Source organism: Paenibacillus oryzisoli (assembly GCF_001653565.1).
In the GTDB taxonomy this organism is placed as follows: domain Bacteria; phylum Bacillota; class Bacilli; order Paenibacillales; family NBRC-103111; genus Paenibacillus_E; species Paenibacillus_E oryzisoli.
This window is the reverse complement of record NZ_LYPB01000072.1, coordinates 40,123-60,431: the sequence shown is the minus strand read 5'-3', so window position 1 is coordinate 60,431 and position 20,309 is coordinate 40,123. Positions and strand designations below refer to the sequence as shown.

General features: G+C 46.2%; 18 protein-coding genes. 11 read left to right on the top strand and 7 right to left on the bottom strand.

The window, feature by feature from the left end; all coding sequences use genetic code 11:
• Positions 1–45 precede the first annotated feature (45 nt).
• Positions 46–474: an SRPBCC family protein gene (locus A8708_RS17720; RefSeq protein ID WP_068665795.1), complete on the top strand. Its 429-nt coding sequence runs from the start codon at positions 46–48 to the stop codon at positions 472–474.
• 105 nt (positions 475–579) lie between these two features.
• Here A8708_RS17720 and A8708_RS17715 read toward each other — a convergent pair whose 3' ends face one another.
• Complete coding sequence (locus A8708_RS17715) at positions 580–1,038, bottom strand: hypothetical protein (RefSeq protein ID WP_068665794.1); 459 nt, start codon at positions 1,036–1,038, stop codon at positions 580–582.
• A 129-nt stretch (positions 1,039–1,167) separates the two neighbouring features.
• Here A8708_RS17715 and A8708_RS17710 point away from each other — a divergent pair, with 129 nt between their 5' ends.
• From A8708_RS17710 to A8708_RS17690, 5 genes are read left to right on the top strand one after another with little or no spacing between them, the layout of a single operon-like run.
• Positions 1,168–1,392: a spore germination protein gene (locus A8708_RS17710; protein WP_056610720.1), complete on the top strand. Its 225-nt coding sequence runs from the start codon at positions 1,168–1,170 to the stop codon at positions 1,390–1,392.
• Between the two features lie 34 nt (positions 1,393–1,426).
• Entirely contained in the window at positions 1,427–1,636 is a 210-nt protein-coding gene (locus A8708_RS17705) for a spore germination protein GerPB (RefSeq protein ID WP_068665793.1), read from the top strand.
• Between the two features lie 58 nt (positions 1,637–1,694).
• Positions 1,695–2,405: a spore germination protein GerPC gene (gene gerPC / locus A8708_RS17700; RefSeq protein ID WP_068665792.1), complete on the top strand. Its 711-nt coding sequence runs from the start codon at positions 1,695–1,697 to the stop codon at positions 2,403–2,405.
• Positions 2,406–2,452: 47 nt separating this feature from the next.
• Positions 2,453–2,635 (top strand): spore gernimation protein GerPD, encoded by a 183-nt coding sequence (locus tag A8708_RS17695; protein ID WP_068665790.1) that lies wholly within the window; start codon positions 2,453–2,455, stop codon positions 2,633–2,635.
• A 2-nt stretch (positions 2,636–2,637) separates the two neighbouring features.
• Positions 2,638–3,156, top strand: coding sequence for a spore germination protein GerPE (locus A8708_RS17690; protein ID WP_068665788.1), 519 nt, complete (start codon positions 2,638–2,640; stop codon positions 3,154–3,156).
• 308 nt (positions 3,157–3,464) lie between these two features.
• Here A8708_RS17690 and A8708_RS34920 read toward each other — a convergent pair whose 3' ends face one another.
• The 3 genes from A8708_RS34920 to A8708_RS17680 all read right to left on the bottom strand — a co-directional run bounded on the left by A8708_RS34920 (position 3,465) and on the right by A8708_RS17680 (position 12,567).
• The gene (locus A8708_RS34920) at positions 3,465–4,205 is read right to left on the bottom strand and encodes an S-layer homology domain-containing protein (protein ID WP_204787581.1); all 741 of its coding nucleotides are present in this window, start codon (positions 4,203–4,205) and stop codon (positions 3,465–3,467) included.
• Positions 4,168–5,094, bottom strand: coding sequence for a glycosyl hydrolase family 18 protein (locus A8708_RS34915; protein WP_082927599.1), 927 nt, complete (start codon positions 5,092–5,094; stop codon positions 4,168–4,170). The genes A8708_RS34920 and A8708_RS34915 overlap by 38 nt, the downstream gene beginning before the upstream one ends.
• Before the next feature lie 180 nt (positions 5,095–5,274).
• The gene (locus A8708_RS17680) at positions 5,275–12,567 is read right to left on the bottom strand and encodes an S-layer homology domain-containing protein (protein WP_068665783.1); all 7,293 of its coding nucleotides are present in this window, start codon (positions 12,565–12,567) and stop codon (positions 5,275–5,277) included.
• A gap of 124 nt (positions 12,568–12,691) precedes the next feature.
• On the opposite strand from A8708_RS17680, the gene A8708_RS17675 reads away from it, so the two are divergent.
• Both A8708_RS17675 and A8708_RS17670 read left to right on the top strand, forming a co-directional pair.
• Complete coding sequence (locus A8708_RS17675) at positions 12,692–14,152, top strand: alpha/beta fold hydrolase (protein ID WP_068665781.1); 1,461 nt, start codon at positions 12,692–12,694, stop codon at positions 14,150–14,152.
• A 236-nt stretch (positions 14,153–14,388) separates the two neighbouring features.
• Positions 14,389–15,090: a response regulator transcription factor gene (locus A8708_RS17670; protein ID WP_068665780.1), complete on the top strand. Its 702-nt coding sequence runs from the start codon at positions 14,389–14,391 to the stop codon at positions 15,088–15,090.
• 3 nt (positions 15,091–15,093) lie between these two features.
• Here A8708_RS17670 and A8708_RS17665 read toward each other — a convergent pair whose 3' ends face one another.
• A complete protein-coding gene (locus A8708_RS17665) occupies positions 15,094–15,828 on the bottom strand; it encodes a DUF554 domain-containing protein (protein ID WP_068665778.1) in 735 nt (244 codons plus the stop codon).
• Positions 15,829–15,944: 116 nt separating this feature from the next.
• Here A8708_RS17665 and A8708_RS17660 point away from each other — a divergent pair, with 116 nt between their 5' ends.
• The 3 genes from A8708_RS17660 to A8708_RS17650 all read left to right on the top strand — a co-directional run bounded on the left by A8708_RS17660 (position 15,945) and on the right by A8708_RS17650 (position 17,364).
• A complete protein-coding gene (locus tag A8708_RS17660; RefSeq protein ID WP_057311376.1) occupies positions 15,945–16,181 on the top strand; it encodes a hypothetical protein in 237 nt (78 codons plus the stop codon).
• A 123-nt stretch (positions 16,182–16,304) separates the two neighbouring features.
• A complete protein-coding gene (locus tag A8708_RS17655) occupies positions 16,305–16,940 on the top strand; it encodes a thiamine diphosphokinase (protein ID WP_068665776.1) in 636 nt (211 codons plus the stop codon).
• A gap of 142 nt (positions 16,941–17,082) precedes the next feature.
• On the top strand, positions 17,083–17,364 hold the full coding sequence (locus A8708_RS17650) for a helix-turn-helix domain-containing protein (protein ID WP_068665774.1): 282 nt from the start codon (positions 17,083–17,085) through the stop codon (positions 17,362–17,364).
• 847 nt (positions 17,365–18,211) lie between these two features.
• On the opposite strand, the gene A8708_RS17645 is transcribed toward A8708_RS17650, so the two are convergent.
• Together A8708_RS17645 and A8708_RS17640 are read right to left on the bottom strand one after the other, a co-directional pair.
• The gene (locus A8708_RS17645) at positions 18,212–18,703 is read right to left on the bottom strand and encodes a GAF domain-containing protein (protein WP_068665772.1); all 492 of its coding nucleotides are present in this window, start codon (positions 18,701–18,703) and stop codon (positions 18,212–18,214) included.
• Positions 18,704–18,915: 212 nt separating this feature from the next.
• Complete coding sequence (locus A8708_RS17640) at positions 18,916–20,145, bottom strand: S-layer homology domain-containing protein (RefSeq protein ID WP_157264848.1); 1,230 nt, start codon at positions 20,143–20,145, stop codon at positions 18,916–18,918.
• Positions 20,146–20,309: the final 164 nt, after the last annotated feature.

The window sequence follows — 20,309 nt, the reverse complement described above, 5'->3', positions numbered from 1 at the left end:
TGTCATTCAACAATACGGAATAATTCATGGGAGGAGAGAAGTTATATGACAACCATTCGCAAAGAAATAGCGCTTAATGTCTCACCCGAACACGTATGGGATGCCGTTAAAGATGTCGGTGCATTCCATCTTCGTCTTGTCCCAGGCTACACGGAGAATACGCTTTTAGAGGGTAATGTGAGAACGCTGATTTTACCTAACGGAGATTCTGTTCGAGAATTAATAGTAGCCGTTGATGACAATGAACGCCGTATGGTCTTCGCAGTTAAGGAAGGACGAATGCCGCTTCTTCATCACAACGCCTCATTTCAGGTATTCCCTAACGAAACAAATAGCAGTACTCTCGTTTGGACAACTGATTTTCTTCCTGAGGAACTAGGCAAAATGATTCAAGATCAAGTAGATCGCGTTTCAGAGGTTATGAAACATACAATCGAAGCCGCGGCAAAGAAGGAAAGTCAGCATTCAGACTGATAGATGTCCCTCGAATTTCTGGGGGTTTGCCCCTGCACCCCCAAAACCGAAAGAACCCCCTCAGCCATACGGCCTAAAGGGGTTCTTTCCGTTACTTCGCGGTGACTAGTACCGGATATACGCCTCATGATAGCTCTCCTTCAACCCCCGCTTGCGAATCTTGATCTCCAATACTCGCTGCTTATAGGTCACATTGGCGGTTCTCGGCAGCACTAATGTTGGCACCTTTACGATTCGATTCTTATTATTCGTGAATCCTGTCAGCTTAATTTGATTCGATTTGACGAACACTTGGAGTGATCTCGGATCTTCTTCCTTCGCAATTTTCACCTTAACGATGACATGTTCATGTGTTTCAAAAATCTCTGTACCGATAGTTCCAGAAGATGAAATACTGGCATCCATGCCTGGCATCGCTTTTTTCAGCATGTCCTGTACATATCCTTCAGCCCACGTCATATTATCTAGAAAGGTCTGCCCTTTTTCAGCGAATGGCAGCTTCTGTCCAAGAAACTTCTCTACCTGTTCCCACTTCAGCCAAGGATGGCGATTAAATCCGCTCAAGCCTATCACCTCATTTTGCTAACAGTATATGTGCCTACGTCCCGATGTGACACCCTTCAGAAAATTCAGAGCACCTCTAGGCGGATACCTCATATACTGTAGGTGTGATAACGCAAGGGGGATCGGATTATGCCAGCTATCGTCGGGAATGTGAAAATTATTAGTGTCGGTTCCAGTTCTGTCGTTCATTTCGGCGATTCCTTTATTATTTCACCAACTAGCTCTTCCAAGACTTTTGCTGGGGCCGGTTCATTTAACACCGGGGATTTCCCGCGTGTCTATAATACGTACAGTACGACGGTCACTAATGATTCTGACTTTATTGATGCGAATGCGAGCGGTAATATCCTCTGACAATCGTCAGCCTAGAGCGAGGTGTTCCACGGAAATGAACTGGACCATCCATCAAACCATTATGATTCAGCAGCTTAAAGTAAATTCCGTCGCCAACTCATCCGTCCTCCAAATTGGCACAGCGGGATCGATTCGTTCCATGTCTAATCTATATAATACAGGCGGTTTCGTAGAGCCTGCTCCTGAGCTCGGTACAAGTGAAGTTAATCCTGTAGCCCTTGTTCCTCTGCCGGCACCGACATAATGCTTCGAGATTAACCAGGCAGTCCTTTGAAGTGATGCGGAAGGAGGTGCATGTCCGAATGAATAATGCGATCACGTGGCAGCAATGGGCCCAGCAGATCAACGCCTGTCTCGAAATGCAGAAACAGCGCATCGATACATTAGAGCAAACCGTAACTAAGCTGCAGGCGGATCTGAAAGCCCTGAAGGACGAGAAGCGCATTCACATTGATAAAATAGAATATAATTTCGATCAGCTTAAGGTTGAAAAGCTAGATGGGACGCTCACGATCGGCATCAGTCCGAGCGCGATGGATCAGATCGAAGATTTCAGCGTGAATGGAAACTCCCTGAACAAGGAGACTAACGGTGGCGGTATGGCACCGATGGATATGAATCCTTTTTACCAAGGCGGGCAATATCAGGGAACAGGACCCAGCGGAGGGATCGGCGCAGGTCAAGAAGCCGTGCGCGAAGCAGCAGCAAAGCAAGGAAAAGACATTGGGGCAGATGTGGCTAGCGGCATTGAGCAGTATCTACAGTTTGGCGTACAGAGTGATATCAACAACCTTGAACATAAATATCAGCATCCTCTCGATGAGGATTACAAAGATTTAATCATCGATGATATTCGAAAACAGTTGGATACGCGCATTCAACATTATGTGAATCAATACCGCGGTGTTGGGTTCAAAGAACCTTTGGAAGCTGTAACCAACAACATTATGGACAAAACAAAGCAAGACATCCTTACAGCCATTGAGACTTACATATCCAGTCTGCCGAAATAAAAATGGGTGCACCTAGATCAACAATTATTAGGAAAGAAGGGCTGAACATGTTTCATTTACATGTAGAAAACAAACAAATCTGTGTTGGCGATATCCGTATCGTCGGGGTTTCCAGTGCATCCGTTTTCTTGATAGGGGATACAGAGGTCATCTCCTTGTCCTCGATGTTTGACACCCCACCGGAATCGGTCATTATCTCGCCTTTCGTTCCACTTCCTTCGGAGGGATAGCAATGGCACGACTATCGATTGTTGGCAACATTTATATCAACAGCATAGGTTCATCCAGCACGATGCATGCGGGAGATAATAGGTATACCGCTCTGCAGAACCGTGTTTTTGCTGTACAGCGTGAAGTGCCCATTTATTATGGAAATGAAGGTAGCTTTGCGGCTTATCCTTTCTATCAGCGACCTTTTCCCGTTCCTCAACCTCCCGAACCGTTCACAATGTGTGTGGATAACTTAGGGAGTTATATAACCGTTCGTAATATTCGTATACTCGGAATTGCGGCATCGTCACTTTTTCAAATCGGCAGCAATCGCGTCACGACCTCTGAAACCCGTATCAAAAATATCCGCCAATTCGTGACGGACAAACCAGGTCCAAAAGGACAAAAGACGTTCGTGTACACAGGGACAGACGATGCCATTGGCGATGTCCCACCTAATCCGAGTCCGACAACAACCGCTGAGAAAAAGCCCCCAGGTATGGTGTTCGTCACGCAACAACAACAGTCTAAACCAACGTAAGGGAAAGAACAGGGAGCTAAGCCGGGCAGCGCGGACAGGTACAACTGGTCAAAGTTGCAATAATACACTTATTTCCGGCATCTGCCCCTCAAAAATAGGGAATACGTGCAAAAAGGCATCTTTTTACACCTAAAACCGCAAAAATGAGGTTCCGAGGCAGAAATAGTTGCTTATTTGCAATTATTTCGGTAGTGAGAGGTCGCTACGATGAAAAAGGTTGCTCGTATGCACTTTTGCATACTTCGTAGATGGATTCTACAAAAGAAAAAGGGTCCCTCGCCATACACATGGCTCAGGATCCTTTTTCTCTACTGCGTGAGCAGCGGCTGCGCGCGGCTCAGCAGCGCAGCCATCTGCGCTCGCGTTAAGGACGCGAGCGGGCGGAACGTGCCGCCGTCGAAGCCGTCGACAAGGCCCCTGCTGCTCATCGCAGCAATGGCCTCTGCCGACCAGCTGCCCGCTGGCACGTCCGTGAAGGGCTTCACCGCGCCGCTCACCGGCGTGGTCAGCTTGAGAGCGCGGGAGAGCAGCGCACTTACCTGCTCCCGCGTCATGCTCTGATCGGGCGCGAAGCGATCGTCGCTGATGCCTTGCATCAGCCCCTTCAGCTGCGCGAGCCCGATCGCCTGCGACGCCCAGTGGGTCGCAGGCACATCCTTGAACGCGGCGCTGGCGGCCGCCGCGCTCTCTAACCCAAGCGCGCGCACGATAATCGTCGCGGCTTCTGCCCTTGTGAGCGCCGCGTCGGGCGCGAAGGTGTCTGCGGCTGTGCCGAGCATCCAGCCGCGATTCGCGGCGTTCAGAACATCGGTTTGTGCCCAGTGCTTTTGCACATCCGTGAAGTAGAAACCATCCGCCCACAGCTGATAGTAACTCCAAGTATCGTCAGCTTCCTGATTCAAGCTCCAGCTGCCAGTTCCTTTCAACTGATATTTCCCAACTAATTTCAGCTTAGCTTTCATAGATTGCTCGTTATCGAACCACACCGTATAATTACCGGCTGCTAGCTCTTTACCATTCACGGTTGCCTTCACCATCCGTTGATCCAATCGTGAAGGTGGCTACAGGCGACTGGCTTGCCCCATCGTAACGGATTGTACCGTTATATTGATCTACCAATTTTTGAACGCTTCTAGCAGCGATCCCCGCCCCATCGGATGCAGGATCTTGGTTCCAATAGCGGCCATATAACGGCATGCCCAGTACGATTTTATTCGCTGGTGCCTGAGACAAGGCATATTGAATGGATTTCTCGACGAAGGGCAGACTAGCAACAGGACCTGGTGTAGGATCCCCAGGATAGCTCTCATCATAAGTCATGACCATCAGATAATCGCTAACCGCTGCCAGTGCATTGTAGTCATACAGACCGATCCAGTTCGCTATCGAACCTGTCGGGTTCGCGGCGACAGCTACAGAAACCTCCATTGTGCTCGGCAGTTCCGCGCGCAGCATTTCAACGAAATCCGTATATTCATCGCGGTATGCAGCCCCTACATTTTCGATATCCAATTGGATACCATCCAGCTGATTAGCCCTGATACTTGCAACAAGTTCTTTAACTAGTGTTTCGCGTGCCTCAATCGCTTTCTCACCAAGCGTTCTATCGAAATCGTTACTTAGAAAAGGGACAACCCGCTTCCCTTGCCTATGCATCTCCGTAATGAAGGAAGCCTGCAGATCTGTGACTTCTAAACGACCCTCTTCGTTTACATGATAATAACTCGGCGACACCACGTCTAAGGTATCTCCGCTCTTATTTACTTGTGACGTATAGGTGCTCGGAGCTCCACTGAATAAATAGGACATATTGAACTTCCCTTGAGCCGTTGTTGCCCCTGCATACACCTCATTCTTGTACACAAAACTAACCTGACACATTGCACCGACGACGACTAGGGCCACAACAAGCCTTCGCCATCCATGTTTGGATTTCATCTTGTCTCATCCCCTATTCGATTCGTTATGATTCCTTCTATCATCCTAGAAAGCTGCCAGAATCGCTACGAGTAAATACTGGGGATACGTCAAAAAACCTTTACAACAGCGTGTTTCCACGCTGCCGTAAAGGTCGAATAACCAGTCTTCTTACGGTTAGTCACCGCAAGTTCTAACTATTTACTCTTTGTCTAAAGCTTGGATCAAACGATGAATCATCGCCGCTGCCTCTGCGCGAGTTGCATTAGCTTGCGGTAGGAACTTGCCTGCTTCATCCCCTTGGATAATACCTAGGTTAACAACAGCATTCACTCCTGCAATTGCCCAATCCGCAATCTGAGTTTGATCCGCGAATGATTTATTTGCCGTCTGATCCGCCTGCTTCACCAACCGTGAAATCACAACAGCCAGCTCTTGTCGGCTAATTGCCGCATCAGGACGGAATTGTCCATTTGCGCCTTGGAAGATACCTGCTTTCTCTACAGCAGCTACGGCATCCGCATACCAAGCATCTGCTGACACATCGGAGAAGGAAGATGCTGTATCTGAATTCTTCAATTGCAGCATTTGTGCAAACAATTTGGCAATTTGCCCACGTGTCGTTGTACCTGCAGGATCAAATTCCGTATCCGTAATACCATCTACGATGTGATGAGACACTAGATATCGAATATCTTGAATTGCCCAGTGACTAACTACATCTGTAAATTTGCGTTCGAATGCAGCCAATCCAAATGTTCCTGATGCAGAGAAGGATACCGTGATTTCTCTTCCCAGATAGTCTGGCATACCATTAACAAATCCGTATGCACCTAGTAACTCAGGTTCATTCGAAGGCGTAGCTGGAAGCCTCAAGGTCAATGGCTCAGCAGTTGTAAGCTCTTCTTTCTTGCCGTTATTCTTCTTGCCCAAGCTAACTTGCAGCGTTTGGCTTGAAGCTGTATAACCGGCAGGATAAGTTACTTTACTCGGTTGCAATACCAGTTCCAACGTTTCGTCGTCTTTCAAAACAAACGCTTTAGCTGGAATCTTAACCTCAGCATCTTTGTGCTGCAACTTGACGGTGTAGCCTTTGGATTGAATCGCATTCCATACATTTCCTTGGACGAGAAGTGTGTCTTGTTTGTCACCCAACGTTACAATCACTTCATTGTCAGCCACGGATTTGTTTAACATTACGTAATCAAGTTCTACTTCATTAGAAGCAACGGAGCTACCGCCACCTCCGCCTCCGCCTCCACCGCCACCACTACCACCAGGTTGAGTCGGCGGTGTAGAAGTTGCTGTCTTAAACGTATAGCTTGTGTCAGCCACGAGTACGTTGCTGCCGCTATAGTCAAGCAAACTGCCTTTGATGATCACTTGATATGTGGATCCTGACGCAAGCGCAGTGCGCGGTTTCAGTGTTAGCTTCTTGCTTAATTTCTTAGCATCATCTTCAATGAACCAACCACTCTGGTTGTTGCCATCCAGCAGTTGAGCATCTCGCAATGATAAATCTTCTTTATACCCCTTCATGTGCTGGTACTCAAATGTAATATCAATCGCGGTCTTTTGCTCTCCATCGACCTTCACAAGCTGAATAACATCCCCATTCAAACTTGTTTCATCCATTGGACGATCAAAGACAATATCCACATTCGAACTTACATTGACATCCAGGGCATTGTTCGTAGGTGTGATAGATGCAATTTCTGGCGTTGTTGTACGAACTAGCGGTACATTCAACTGTGTTTCTGCTGGTGGTACAACTACCGTACGGGACGTATAATCTTCGTAGCCTGCTTTGCTAAATAATACACGCCAGTTGCCTTGCATGACATCCCAACCGTAGCGACCTTCCACATCCGTGGTTTGCGGGTTGATTTGACCATAATTGTCGGCATCCCAGCTACTCCATTGCGTGTTATTCTGCTGTTGTACGACAGCTGTCACACCAGATACGCGGTTATCCATACTGCCTTCAAATACATAACCAGATGGATCAATAAGAACGATAACCTCCATCAGAGGCACAGTAACACTTATCCCATTCTTTACATAAGTGAGCGTAAGCATTTGCTCACCGTAGGAGCTCCAGCCATAAGGCACTTCGCCTGTAAAGGTTTTCCCGTCACTAGCTTTGCTCAGTTGATACGTACTTCCAATAAAGGAAATGGACGCCTGATCGACAGCCTCTTTAAATACAACTTTGGTTGAAATCGGTGTTTTCTCCGTAACCGCAAATGTAGCTACCGAAACTTTCGGATTCAGCTTCACATCTACGTTCCAACCCGCTGTAATTCTAGCTTCTTCAATCCCCGGTACGCCAGACTTATACTTCACATTCGCAGCTGCCGAAGATTGCGTTTGATTATTTTCTACAACTTGAGCAGTCAGTCGAAGTTCAGCTTCATCTGTATCAGCGGCTACTGGTAATACAACATCCGCATACCACCAGCGACCTTCCGCTGTCACACGTCCCAAACTTATGGAACCTGCATAAATTTCCACCGTAGACCCTGGCTTCGTCGCTCCATATACTTTGATCTTCTTATCCCCAGTTACTGCTGGTGCATTCAACGTCACATACAAGACATTTGACGTAGCGATCTGTGTTGGTTCTTCTTTGTTCCCATTAACGATTGGGTAAACAGATGTCCGAATCGCGGCTTCATCCGCTTGCTCGACGAGAGCCTTAAAGCTAATCTCACCGCTTCCCCCTGCAACAACATCTCCTGCTGGAACTTGAAGTACGCCGTTTGTAGCCGTTACATTTACTAATTTGCCATTCAATTCTACAGAACCATTAACCAACTTCACATTGGACGGTAGTTCAAAATGCCATATCGTGCTGCTCGATGGCGTTGTACCATTATTCTTATATTTCAAACTGTAGCTAAATTCTTTCCCCAATACCACTGTAGCCACAGACGGAGCAAAGCTATTCCCTTCTCCGAAGAAGTGTCCACCTTGAGACTGTAGAACGATGGTTCGTTGATCTGCGCTAGTTGAGAGATTACTCACATAGCTCGGGTAACCATCCAATGACGCAGAAAAGTTGTATGTTCCTGCAGATAAGCCACGGATTTTGAAATAACCATCCGCATCTGTTCTTGCCCATCCGCTGTTCTTGTTATTACTTGCAAATACACTCACATATTTCAATGGACGATTGTCTTTATCGACAACTTTCCCGTGTATGAATTGATCATTCTCCAGCGTAATCGCCGGAATTTGATGATCCGTCACCTGTTGCAACGCTGTGTTATCCGTAAAGCCAACAGCGTGCACCGAGATCTGAATTTGATTCGTTTCACCCAATCGATCTAGCCTATAGGCACCATCTGCATCGGTACGTGCATAGGCGTAAGAAGATCCGGCATAAGCAGATACATCTGCCCCTCCTACTGGACGGCCAGCTTCATCTACAATTCGACCGGTATATACAACCGATGGCTGAAGTGCAACTTCAAGCGTCGATGTTCCTGTAGCAACCGATACCTGAGACTTGTTCACAGGTTGTAGACCAGGTATGGATACGTTAAGCGTGTAGTCATTTGCAGCCGCAATTCCCGGTAACGTTAGCGTGCCATAATAACCGTATACTTTTTGCGTAACCGTTGGATCTGCACCTTCCAGCACAAGCACAGGATTCGGTACATAGACTCGATCGGATACAGTCATTGATTGATTGTAGCCGTAGACATAGCCTGACTCCCAACCGAATGACTGCGCAGCTGTGTAACTGGACAGATAATAAGATTCCAACTGGCTCGTTTGAGCTCCCTCTGGCATGAAGAGCTTTAACGTCACATTGGCTATTTCTTTAATTTTTTTGGCAACAGAGATCGTTACCGGATTCGTAATGTAATTGGAAACGTCATCTACGTTAAATGTTGTTTCCTTTTTTTCATATAAACTATCGCCCGTAATGGAAACAGTGTAGCTACCTGGCTTTAATCGCTTAAGCTCCGAATCACCCGAGTAGGTCACGAAATAACCATCCTGTCCAATATACCCTTCTTTGTTGACAGCGCCTGTGATCGAAACGTGCAGCGCTCTCGCTACTGGCACCTGCGTTCCTTGTTCTACCAAACGAAGCTTCACATTCTGTACCACTGGCAATTTAACAATAAGACCTGTCTGTTTAACGCCAAGCTCAGTTGTAATTCCCTGAACCACATCTAAGTAGCTCTCGGTGATACTTTTCACATTACTTTTAACGAACCCTGCTGGCAGACCCTCTGCCGTAAAGTTCCCGTTCTTATCCACATCTGCTCTTACGTACTGGCCATCAATGATAAATTCTATGACTGGTTTGTCTGTAACGGCTACATCGCGCTGCCTAATGGTACCTTCCAGCGTTGCGCCAACTTTCTTATTTAAGTCTATTTTCTTCTCATCCGAGTTCGTTCCGTCTCTCGTCAAAAATGCTTTAACCGAAACAACATCGGTCATACCTGCTTTAATCTCAAATGCACCTGTATACTTGCCTTGCCCAGGAGACAGAACGACTTCCTCCGCGAAAGTTTCCGTACCGGTTTTCTTGAACGAAACCACCGCTTTCGCACTAATTCCTTCCCCGATCGATCCGGTCAATTCGATAGGCAATTGGCTGCCAATTTTGAGAAATCCTGCTGAGCTTTGCACGGTGGATGCTTTCACATCCAGCTGTGATACAGCAAATGCTGGAACAGCGAAATGTATGACGCTAGATTCCGTGCTGATGCCCTTACCATTTACCGCAACGACCTTAAGATCGTAAGTTTTTCCAGGTTGTGCCTCAGCATACATGAAGGTTGTGCCTGTAACATTGCCTTTGATTTTGACCAAAGTTTGCCCTTGCTCTGCCGCATAAATATCGTAATACGATGCTCCAGAAACAGCTTCCCAAGTCAACTTAAGTCCTTGACCTGCGAAAGTTGCTTTCGGATCTGGCTTGCCAGGAGGAGCATTCGGATCACCAGCAGAGTAAGACTGGGAAATTACGATTTCTTGTCCAGGCCCAATAGGCAATTGGTAGGTCAAGAGATAATTGCCGTTTTTGTCAGGAACCTCTGCATAAACCGAATCCGAATAAGAAGAATCTGATTTCATTATCACTTTGCCGCTCAGATCTTTTACCGTAAGTGTCGCCGGAACAGAATTATAGTAGGAGTAACTTCCAGCGTCATAAGGACCTCTTCCGATAATTGCTGTGCTAAAAGCTTGATAGCTGTTGCCTTGCTTAACGAACACTTGATTAAGACTCAAGTCGCCAGCTTTGATGATAGCTGATGTGTACAGCAACGTGCGATCAGGATTGGTATAATCATAAGACTGAATAGGCCCAAACACGCCTTGCATGTCCTCACTAAAGCTCAAGCTAGTAGCCTGTGAGAACACTTTTCGTTCAGAGCTCCATATGTAGCGCCATGGCGTTTCGTAGTCCGCTTTCTTAATTTGAGAAAATTGGAAGCGATATTCCCCTGGCGTTGTATACAATTTCTTTAGCTTATTCTCTTCTGTTATAGAGCTGGATGGCACGCTAGATGAGTAAGTATAATTGGATTTCAACACACTGACCATTTCGAAAGGGACAGTAGTTTGACCATTCTTCAATTCCACCGCAATGAGGCTGTTCGCCAACTCTGCGAAGCTTATGAGGTTCTGCTCTTGTGCGGGAATCGTAACCGACTTATTGTAGTGGTACGCATTCGTTGAACCATCTGTACCAACCAGCGATACGTCCACTGTAAGTGGCGTACTTAATAGTACACCTGGCGCTGAGAATGATAGTTGGTCATTCAAAGGTGCTAGGGGTAGAGACAAGACCGCATTTGCCATTTGAGTAATGGATGTTCCGTCTAGGGAGAATATCGTCCGAACAAGTCCGCTTTGCACCGGTAGCGATTGAAGACTTCTCATTTGCTCACCTGTGAAAGTCTGGTCTACCAGATAACTGGCAGTTGGACTCCCAGTGGTACTAGAAATTAGATACGCAGCCACGATCCGGTATTGCCGCTGTGGATTAATCTCATTATAAAATTCAAGATTGCCGCCAGACATTGTGGAACTAGCTGTCACACGACTGCCGTCGAGTTCAATTATTGCCCCTCTAATTAAATTACTTGTTGTATAACCGGAAGGTAATTGAGCACCAATTGACTTTGAGCTGCTGTTTTGACCGATCTGAATAGACTGATCCAAGGATAATGACACGACAGTGCTAGGAAACAACTGCCTATTTAATTTAAGACGGTAAGTGCCTGGAGTTACATTATTGATTGGAATCGGATACGAGATTTGTCTTATACCTGAAATAGTCCTCAAACCTGTGCCATTCTGGCTAAGTTGATACTCTAATGCGGGGTCATCCCAATTAAGTGCTTGTACACTGCCACTCGGATCAATGCTAGTCCCTTCACTGTTAAGTGATGATCGAACTGGCGTTCCGTTCGTGCCTAACGTCTCATTCCAAAGTCCCTTCTCTTGCATGGACATGCTGAAAGCACTCGCTGATACGGTATCTACGAATTGCAATTGATTGTTGTATTTATCTAAGTAATACGTATATAAGTTGTAGCCGCCATTCCCGTTGCTGTATGAGTAAGGTGCAGTCCCTCGAAATGCGCTGTCCAGTTGCAGCGTTACGTCTTCAGTAAACGACATATCACCTCTTGAAAAAAGATATCTTGTATTATCTTTTAACACACTGAAATTAACACTGCCTAACACGCCTTTAGTTACATAACCTACTTGAGCCTGCGATTCTGATCCCATGTTTTGCAGGCCAAGCCCTATCCCTGAGTTCTCATAACCCGTCGGTGGTGTAACCTTAACTGTCTCACCGCCGAATGAAATGGATTGCCCGCTTTGCACATCGGCAGGAATGTTTGCTTCTAGCAAATAGGTTGCTGTATTTCCTTGTGTCACTAGAGACGCATATGCTTTAAATCCTACGTTGGTAGCTACCCACGCTGTTGTTTGACCTTGCTCATTGAATGAACGGGTATACATAGGAAAGGAGACTTTATCTGTCTTGCCATACATATCTGTGGGCATCAACAGCAAACGTCCTGATGCGACCTTATCATGTGTGAATGTAAGTCTCTTCAATTGACTTTTACCGAAATTCAAGTTGCTTATATCTCCACCAATAAAGTTATAATGGTAAACAATGGCTTCACCAGTGGAAGACACGCCTCTCACATCAAGATCATATTGCTTACCTTGTAATATAAAGGCATTAGGAATGAAGAACTCCCCGTTACGAACCTTGGTCGTGAATGTCTGGTTCGTATAATACTGCTGCACCCCGTTTGAGGAATAGTGCATGTAGGCATAGAGATACACATCTCCATCTTGCATAGGTGCCCCCGTGTCATTCTCGACCTGGGCAATCACACCATTGACTTCCTGAACCTCTGCGAAAGCTGGTAAGCTGCTGCCAAACAACAACACAATGGCAAGTGCGAGCTGTAACCAACGCAATGACGCCTTTTTACTCATTTCCTTCCAACCCTTCCTTATACATAATTTAACAAAATTTCTAGTATTTCGACTTCCATCTTACTAAACAAGGAATTACAATAGCATTACACGTTAGCACTTTAGACACATTAAGGAGTTTGTCATGCGTCCTATTCCTGATTTTTTCGATCCAGATCCCCCTTCAAGCAGGTTAGAAGGACCTAAACAAACCGTCGTGCTTATTCATGGTTTAGGGCTGAATAGCGCATTATGGGCAACTTTGACGCCTTATTTGTATGATAAATATTACATTAAAACTTATGACTTACCAGGTCACGGGAATGACCATATGCACTCCCTTCCCTTCACTTGGCCTGATTTATGCGACCAGTTTGTCGCTTTTTTGGACATTAACCGATTAGACACCGTTCATCTCATTGGCCATGGCCTAGGTGCCAACCTCGCCGTTAAAGTAGCTGGCCGAGTCCCATTACGGATACAATCGCTCAGCTTGCTTTCCTTACCAGGATTTATTCCATCCGAATATTTAAAGCAAGGCATTGAAGATAGAATCAAGCTTATGCTTAGTAGTGATCGTACCCGCTTTATTACACAAATCCTGCCTGTATTGACGGTTCAGCATAAATCAGATGAAATACGCTCACGTATCTCTCAAGCCTATCAACATGTTCATAAAGGGAAATACCTCCAACTCTTACAGTTATTCCGTGACAACGATACGATTGCTGATTTAAAAAGTTTGGGTACACCTACCATCCTTTTGGGCGGAGAGCAAGATCCCGTTTATACGCCTGTGCTATCGGCCATAAGTGCCAGCTATATTCCACAAGGACGCTTCCAGGTCATTTCTGGCGCCGCGAACCTTATTTTCCTAGATCAGCCGAAGTGGACAGCTTATTGGGTTTGTAAACATATTGACACATTGTCTTCTAATCCCATGGAAACAGACAACACTATACCCGATACTACGATTTCCTTGCATAAAGTCATTCAATCTGGACAGCATCTCTTGCAGAGTGGCCCTGGGAGTGGCCCTGAATTGGACATTCAATTCCTACATTCATTCCGAATTTGCGTTAATGGCGTTGAGCTTCCTACAGGCTGGAACAAACGACTCGCCAAGCAACTGCTGCTGTATTTGTTGCTCTTCCCCAATGCAACTCGACAACAAATGTACGACGATTTATGGCCAAATTACGAACTGAGGAAAGCACAAAACTACTTACGCGTCTGCCTAAGTCATTTGAAATCTTTACTTGAGCAGCATTCCGAGGGGACTGAATTTCTGCGTATTGACCGAGAACATGTCACTCTACAAGGGAATATACGCTGTGATTTGCTCGACTTGATACATAACTTGAAAGTAGCGATGGATGAACAGAATATGGAAGTGAAGGCAGCCAGTATTCTTCAGATATGGGATAACCTCCCTCGTCATCTTCTATCAGGCTACGTCGACGATTGGATCCTCGGAACCAGAGACAAAATAGAGTGGCAGCTCACAGCTTTGGCACACTGGATGAATGAAAATGGGAATGACACTAGCATCCCGATCCATTTCAATCATGTCGCAATACGAAGTTTCCTGCTTGAGCATGAATAAGAGCAAAAGTCGAAAATTAACGATTATTGTCGACCCCTTCCCATTTTTAAAGAATCCATGCCATCTCTGCACCTAAATGTGAATTTTTTGTATGCGAGAACCCTCTCATTGTTAATAAATGGATAGAAATTAGTAGGAGAATCGTTCTATAATGGAGGTAATATATGTAATATTTGAGAGAGGGAAACACCCTTCTTACTTTAGGAGTTGTTTCATCACTGAGGGGGATTTCATACATGGCAGGAGAAACCATTTTAGTCGTTGATGACGAGCAAGAAATTGTCCAGTTAATTCAACTCTACTTGGTGCGTGAAGGTTACAAAGTAATCAGTGCCAATAATGGACATGATGTGTTTGGCATTGTTAGAGAACATAAGCCTGATCTCATTATTCTGGATATTTTGCTGCCAGGACTTGATGGTATAGAGGTGTGTCGTCAGCTCCGCAAAACGAGCAATACGCCGATTCTATTTATTTCATGCAAAAGTGAGGATATTGACATCATTCTTGGCCTTAGCATGGGTGGCGACGATTATATGACGAAACCGTTCAGCCCAAGTCAGCTTGTAGCCCGGGTCAAAGCACTTCTTCGCCGTAACTCGATACGTGAGCAGCATCAAGACGATCCCCAACTGGTGAAATTCCCTGGTTTAGAAATCGATCTCGTGAGCCACATCGTTCGTGCGAATGGACAAACGATCTCTCTTTCAGCCAAAGAATTCGACCTGCTCTCCCTAATGGCCAAGACACCTAACCGCGTATATAAAATTGAACACCTCTTTGAACTTATCTGGAGCTTGGATAGCATGGGCGATCCACGCACACTTATTGTACATATTAGCAATCTACGCAAAAAAATTGAACTTAATCCAGCTGAGCCCCGCTACATTATTACGGTACGAGGCGTTGGCTACAAATTCAACGGTTCTACTGGATAAAATCTAACGAAGCCACTCCGTAATCAACTGCTGAATAGGCACGGCTGCTGCGGCAATGACAAGTGCAGGCAGCATGTTGGCTACATTGATTTTTCTTATTTGCAAAATATTGATGCCGACACCAATGACCAACACTCCGCCTACCGCGGTAATTTGAACAATCATAGCATCCAGCGACGCTTGGCTAAACGCCATGGCAATCACAGTTGCCAACAAGGCAATCGTTCCTTGCAGGACAAACACAGATGCGGCTGAGAAGATAACGCCAATCCCTAAGGTGGAAGCGAATATGATGGATAAGAACCCATCGAGCAACGACTTGGTGTATAAAATATCGTGATTATGCCGCAGCCCGCCATCCAATGGACCTAATATCGCCATAGCACCGATGCAATAGACGAGTGTACAGGTGACGAAGCCTTCCGATATGCTAGTTGGCGCGGCTGGGTGAGCCGTCGGTTGCTTGCTCATCTTACTCTGCAGCCAATCGCCAAGCTTGGTGAGATTTGCTTCGATCCGCATGAGCTCGCCGAGAATACCACCAATGACAAGACTCATGATGACAAGCACAATTTGATCTGATTTGAGTGCCATGGTAATACCTAACACAGTGATAGCGAGGCCTAGGCCCTGCAGCACTGTGTTTTTGATGCTTTCTGAAATGCGGGGCAGCAGCACGCCTAATAATCCGCCGATAATTATCGCAACTGCGTTCACAATCGTCCCCCATAGTGCCATGCCTTTCATTCCTCTCTGTATGCGATGATGACCTTCTCATTCTACATGATTCTCCTCATAATTTCCTGCAACCTTGGAAATGGTAAGGATAAGCAACAGGAAAGGAGGCATGTTGAATGTCGAAGAAGAACAAATCCATGGATCCCATGACAGGTGATACGGTCGAAACCGACGGTATTTATGCCAATGAGGCTGGGCAAGAGGTCACACTTAAACGAGGTGATGAGTTCCCCGCCGATCTTGTACTTGGCCGCAGTACCTATGAACTGCAAGGCTTTGCCGATGAGGCTGAGATTGATCATGATCAGTCGGAGCTTAACCCCATGCGTAAACGTGTAGATGCAAGAACCTAAGCTTTTTTAAGCGTGTGATGCAGGCAAAAGAAACCGAGCGGCCACTAGGGCTTCTCGGTTTTTCAGTCTTCTGTGCTATACTAGGGAGAAACACTCGTTACTATTTCCCCGGGGGATTCCTAAATGACACGCATAATGATAATTACAGGCGGCACGCTTGGCGATTGGGCACTAGAGGAGATTCGCGCGGATGATATCTTGGTTGGTTCCGATCGCGGGGCTCTTTTTCTCATTCAAAATGGCCACCTACCTCATATTTCAATGGGCGATTTCGACTCCGTCTCTGCCGAGGAGCTTGCCCTTATTCGCGCTTCAAGCAAAGAATTCATTGATTGTGATCCGATTTATAAGGATTTAACGGATACGGAAATGGCTTTCAATTGGGCGTTGGATCAAAAGCCAAGCCAAGTCCTGCTCGTCGGCGCGCTAGGCACACGGTTCGATCATTCCCTTGCTAATGTGCATTTGCTTCGCAAAGGTATACGACACGGCATTCCCTGTGCCATTATGGATGCCAATAATTTGATCATGGTGATTGATCGATCTACTCGCATTCAAAAAGGTCCCTACACACATGCTTCTCTGCTTCCGCTCAGCCTAGAGGTCACGGGGATCACACTGCATGGCTTCCAATATCCTCTTCATCAAGCAACGCTTGAGATTGGGATGTCGCTTGGCATCAGTAATATTCTCCTAGAGCCAGAAGGTCTTATCGAACTATCCTCAGGGCTGCTGCTTGTGGTTCAGAGTAAGGATTAGGGCCGCTCAGCCTCGCAGTCGAATTAAAATACAGATTAAAATTTGGAAATTCGACACGCCCTTGCCTGCCATAGGATATCTAACTATGTTACAATCAAGAATACGCTAGTTACATTTTTTGAGATATTGAGGTCGTTTAAGCATGCCCCCTGTTCAAGAGAATCTTGTAAGAAATCTTCTTCCTGCCAAATTACCTTCTGTCATCACACACTTTGCATCTCGCCATGTCCTTACTACCCGTGAAGCCGAAATTATTAGCCTTATTGCTTTGCGCGGTTATAGCAACCGAGAAATCGCAGATTATTGCTTTATCAGTGAGAAAACAGTCAAAGTCCACATCGAGAAAATCATGGATAAAGTCGGAACTCGATCAATGCGCAAACTTCTAGCAGCTATTATTAGCACCGACGCGTATCCTTCATAATGAAACAAAGAACCGCCGACTGCTTAAGCAGCTAGCGGTTCTTTGTACTATAGTGCGTTGCGACGGTGCACGGGTTATCGCGCGAGCAGGCGCGGGGTGTACTCCAGCGCGGCAGGCTAGCGATGCAGGCTAGATACGGCAGCGGGGTGCGGCGCAGCGGGTAGGATGCATCGGTGCGCGGCGGGGTAGAGCCTTTCGCGGCGACGGGCAGCAATGCTCGGTGCGGCTGGGTGCGGCCATACCGATGAGTACCGTGCCTTGTCTCACCATGCCGAGCCTACTAGCTGTAAAAACTACAGCTAATTCAGCTCATTTTCGCTGAAAACGCGAAATAGATGGAAAACCTACAGTTAATCCAGACTTCTCCGCCGTTTTGAAGCTAAATACTAGAATTTAACTGTATATTTTCCATCTATTCACTTTAGATCATTGAATTAGCGAGAAATAGCTGTACTTTTTCCATCTATTCACTATTCGGCGCAGGGTGTTGCTATTGGTTATTGAATGGTTATTTGTTATTGGATGTTACCGTTGCTGGTTGCTATTTACTATTTACTCTCTACTGTTACTCTCTACTTCCACTGTTTACTGTTACTGTTTACTGTCACTCTCTACTGTTACTCTCTACTGTCACTGTTTACTGTTACTCTCTACCGTTACTCTCTACTATCATTCTCCGCTGTGACTGTTTACCGCTCACCTTTACTACCACTATTCTCCATTTACTTTGAAACCCAACTATTCCCTGTTCACTACCGACCACTCGCGTCGACATAATTCCAACCAGCATCCCATCCATCGTTACTCGACTCCGACTTATGCGAGCGTACCCATTAGATGTCTACGACTACAACGCAGCAGCAAGCTTCTGCACAAACTGCTCCAGATAGCGTTGATCAACGTCATCGAACCGATTGAGGCTTGGGCTGTCGATATCCAGCACTCCGACAAGTTTAGTTCCCACCACAATTGGGATCACGATCTCCGATTGCGAAGCTGCATCACAAGCGATATGTCCCGGAAAAGCGTGGACATCAGGAACAAGCACAGTTTCCATGCGCTCAGCAGCTGTACCGCACACCCCTTTTCCAAAAGGAATTCGCACACAAGCCGGTAATCCCTGGAAAGGTCCAAGCACAAGCTCCTTCCGCTCCAGTTGCTCATCCACCAAGTAGAATCCTACCCAGTTGATGTCCTCTAAGAATTGCCCCAGCAAGGCGGATGCATTCGCCAGATTCGCAATACGATTCGGTTCATCCTGTATTAACGCGTGAACTTGCCCAATCAGCAAGGTATATTGTTCTTCTCTTGTTCCACTGTAATTCGATTTCGCAAACATCTGTCATCATCCTCTTCTGCCTAGTCTACTTCTCATCATACCAAATGAATGGCCTACCGCCAAAGGTGTGCCCCCAATGAGGTTACACACAACAAAGGACAATCAGCTATTTCAGCCAATTGTCCTGGATTACGCTTATTTTTGCCCCCTAATTGGCGTTCGCTCTGTGCTTTCTTAGGAGATGCTGCTCTAGCAAGGGTTAGTCCCTCGCACTAAGCATGAATAATAGAGAAAACGATCGTTTTCCCATCCGACTCCAATCGTGTTTCTACCGAGTAGTTGCCGATTTGTGTTGTCGTCGTTTCGAGAATACCTTTCGCCGTTGCACGCGCGCATGCATCTGTAAATTGGCGATAGAAGATGTCCGCATCATATCCAAAAAGGAAATCCGTAAACTTACGTATACTCTCCGTATTACGAGCAAGGACGCCATCCTCTAGTCGCACAGTGACGCCATACGTTGCAAACTGTGGATCTAACCAGAGCGAAGCTTCATTGCTATTGCGCGCTTCCACCGTTGCCCCGCTCAGCGACTGAGCTTTGGCTTCTGCATTCCGGAATAGACGGAGTGTCGTCTCTTGCAGATCGTAATTCGTGCCACGCAGCTTGCCCGCCTGCTCCATTACCTCGTAAGCTTGCAGCATGCGCTCATCTGGGAATACCAACTTCTTGTAGCTGCCATCCTTGGTCGGCACGACTTTAATGAAGGCATTATTATCGTTCTTTACGGAGATGCGCTTCGACTTCGTCTGCAAACGTGTAATGATTTGCAATGCTTCCGCGCGTGTCACATATTGGCCTACCCCGAAATAGCCATTCGGATACCCTTCCATGATTCCCTTCGTCATCGACTCTCCAATAAATTTCTGCTGCCTGCTCGTTGCGCTCTGTAAATCCCCGAAATGAGATGCTGCGCTAAGACTATACGTTTCGTCCTCCAAGTACTCCGTTTCCTTCAATAAATAGTACAAAATCTCCGCAACATCTTCACGCTTCAGGGAAGTTTTATAATCACTGAATTGCCCTTTGCTAATAAAATGAAGATCACTTGCCAGATCCAAATACGGTTTCGCCCAATAACCAACCGTGTTCGGCTTAAACGTGAAATCTCGGTAGTCTTGCGTTAAAATATTTTGATTACCGGCGCTCAGCGTTTGTAAAAAGCTAGTCTTCCACTTCCGTTCCCCATTCGGGAACTTATCTGTAAAGGCTAGCAGTACAATTTTCACAAATTGGTCTGCGGTAACGGTCTCGTCCGGTCGGAATGTTCCATCTGGAAAGCCATCCAATAAGCCCTGCTGTGCCATTTGATCAATCGTCTGCTCTGCCCAATGTCCCCCGATATCCTTAAAGCCCGCTGCCTCACTTCTACCTTGCAGACCACCTATTGTTAATAGACAACCGATCGTCGCTATGGTCAGCCATTTATTCCATCGTTTCATCGCCAATTTCTCCGCTTCTGTGCTAAATTTCGGCACCAACAACTGCCATTCTCTAGGATAAGCCTTCTACTAGCCTTTGAGAACATGCTAAAAAGCCCATTCATTAAAGCAATGTTAGCCCACCTTAACTGGGTCTATAGCCATATAAAGACCAAAAAGACCCT

Excerpts from the sequence above, each read along its gene's own strand:
- A8708_RS17660 (WP_057311376.1), top strand. The coding sequence starts at position 15,945 with ATGTCGAAGAAGAACAAATCCATGGATCCCATGACAGGTGATACGGTC.
- A8708_RS17690 (WP_068665788.1), top strand. The coding sequence starts at position 2,638 with ATGGCACGACTATCGATTGTTGGCAACATTTATATCAACAGCATAGGT.
- A8708_RS17710 (WP_056610720.1), top strand. The coding sequence starts at position 1,168 with ATGCCAGCTATCGTCGGGAATGTGAAAATTATTAGTGTCGGTTCCAGT.
- A8708_RS17720 (WP_068665795.1), top strand. The coding sequence starts at position 46 with ATGACAACCATTCGCAAAGAAATAGCGCTTAATGTCTCACCCGAACAC.
- A8708_RS17655 (WP_068665776.1), top strand. The coding sequence starts at position 16,305 with ATGACACGCATAATGATAATTACAGGCGGCACGCTTGGCGATTGGGCA.
- A8708_RS17695 (WP_068665790.1), top strand. The coding sequence starts at position 2,453 with ATGTTTCATTTACATGTAGAAAACAAACAAATCTGTGTTGGCGATATC.
- A8708_RS34915 (WP_082927599.1), bottom strand. The coding sequence starts at position 5,094 with ATGAAATCCAAACATGGATGGCGAAGGCTTGTTGTGGCCCTAGTCGTC.
- A8708_RS17640 (WP_157264848.1), bottom strand. The coding sequence starts at position 20,145 with ATGAAACGATGGAATAAATGGCTGACCATAGCGACGATCGGTTGTCTA.
- gerPC (WP_068665792.1), top strand. The coding sequence starts at position 1,695 with ATGAATAATGCGATCACGTGGCAGCAATGGGCCCAGCAGATCAACGCC.
- A8708_RS17705 (WP_068665793.1), top strand. The coding sequence starts at position 1,427 with ATGAACTGGACCATCCATCAAACCATTATGATTCAGCAGCTTAAAGTA.
- A8708_RS17670 (WP_068665780.1), top strand. The coding sequence starts at position 14,389 with ATGGCAGGAGAAACCATTTTAGTCGTTGATGACGAGCAAGAAATTGTC.
- A8708_RS17650 (WP_068665774.1), top strand. The coding sequence starts at position 17,083 with ATGCCCCCTGTTCAAGAGAATCTTGTAAGAAATCTTCTTCCTGCCAAA.
- A8708_RS17645 (WP_068665772.1), bottom strand. The coding sequence starts at position 18,703 with ATGTTTGCGAAATCGAATTACAGTGGAACAAGAGAAGAACAATATACC.
- A8708_RS17680 (WP_068665783.1), bottom strand. The coding sequence starts at position 12,567 with ATGAGTAAAAAGGCGTCATTGCGTTGGTTACAGCTCGCACTTGCCATT.
- A8708_RS17665 (WP_068665778.1), bottom strand. The coding sequence starts at position 15,828 with ATGGCACTATGGGGGACGATTGTGAACGCAGTTGCGATAATTATCGGC.
- A8708_RS17675 (WP_068665781.1), top strand. The coding sequence starts at position 12,692 with ATGCGTCCTATTCCTGATTTTTTCGATCCAGATCCCCCTTCAAGCAGG.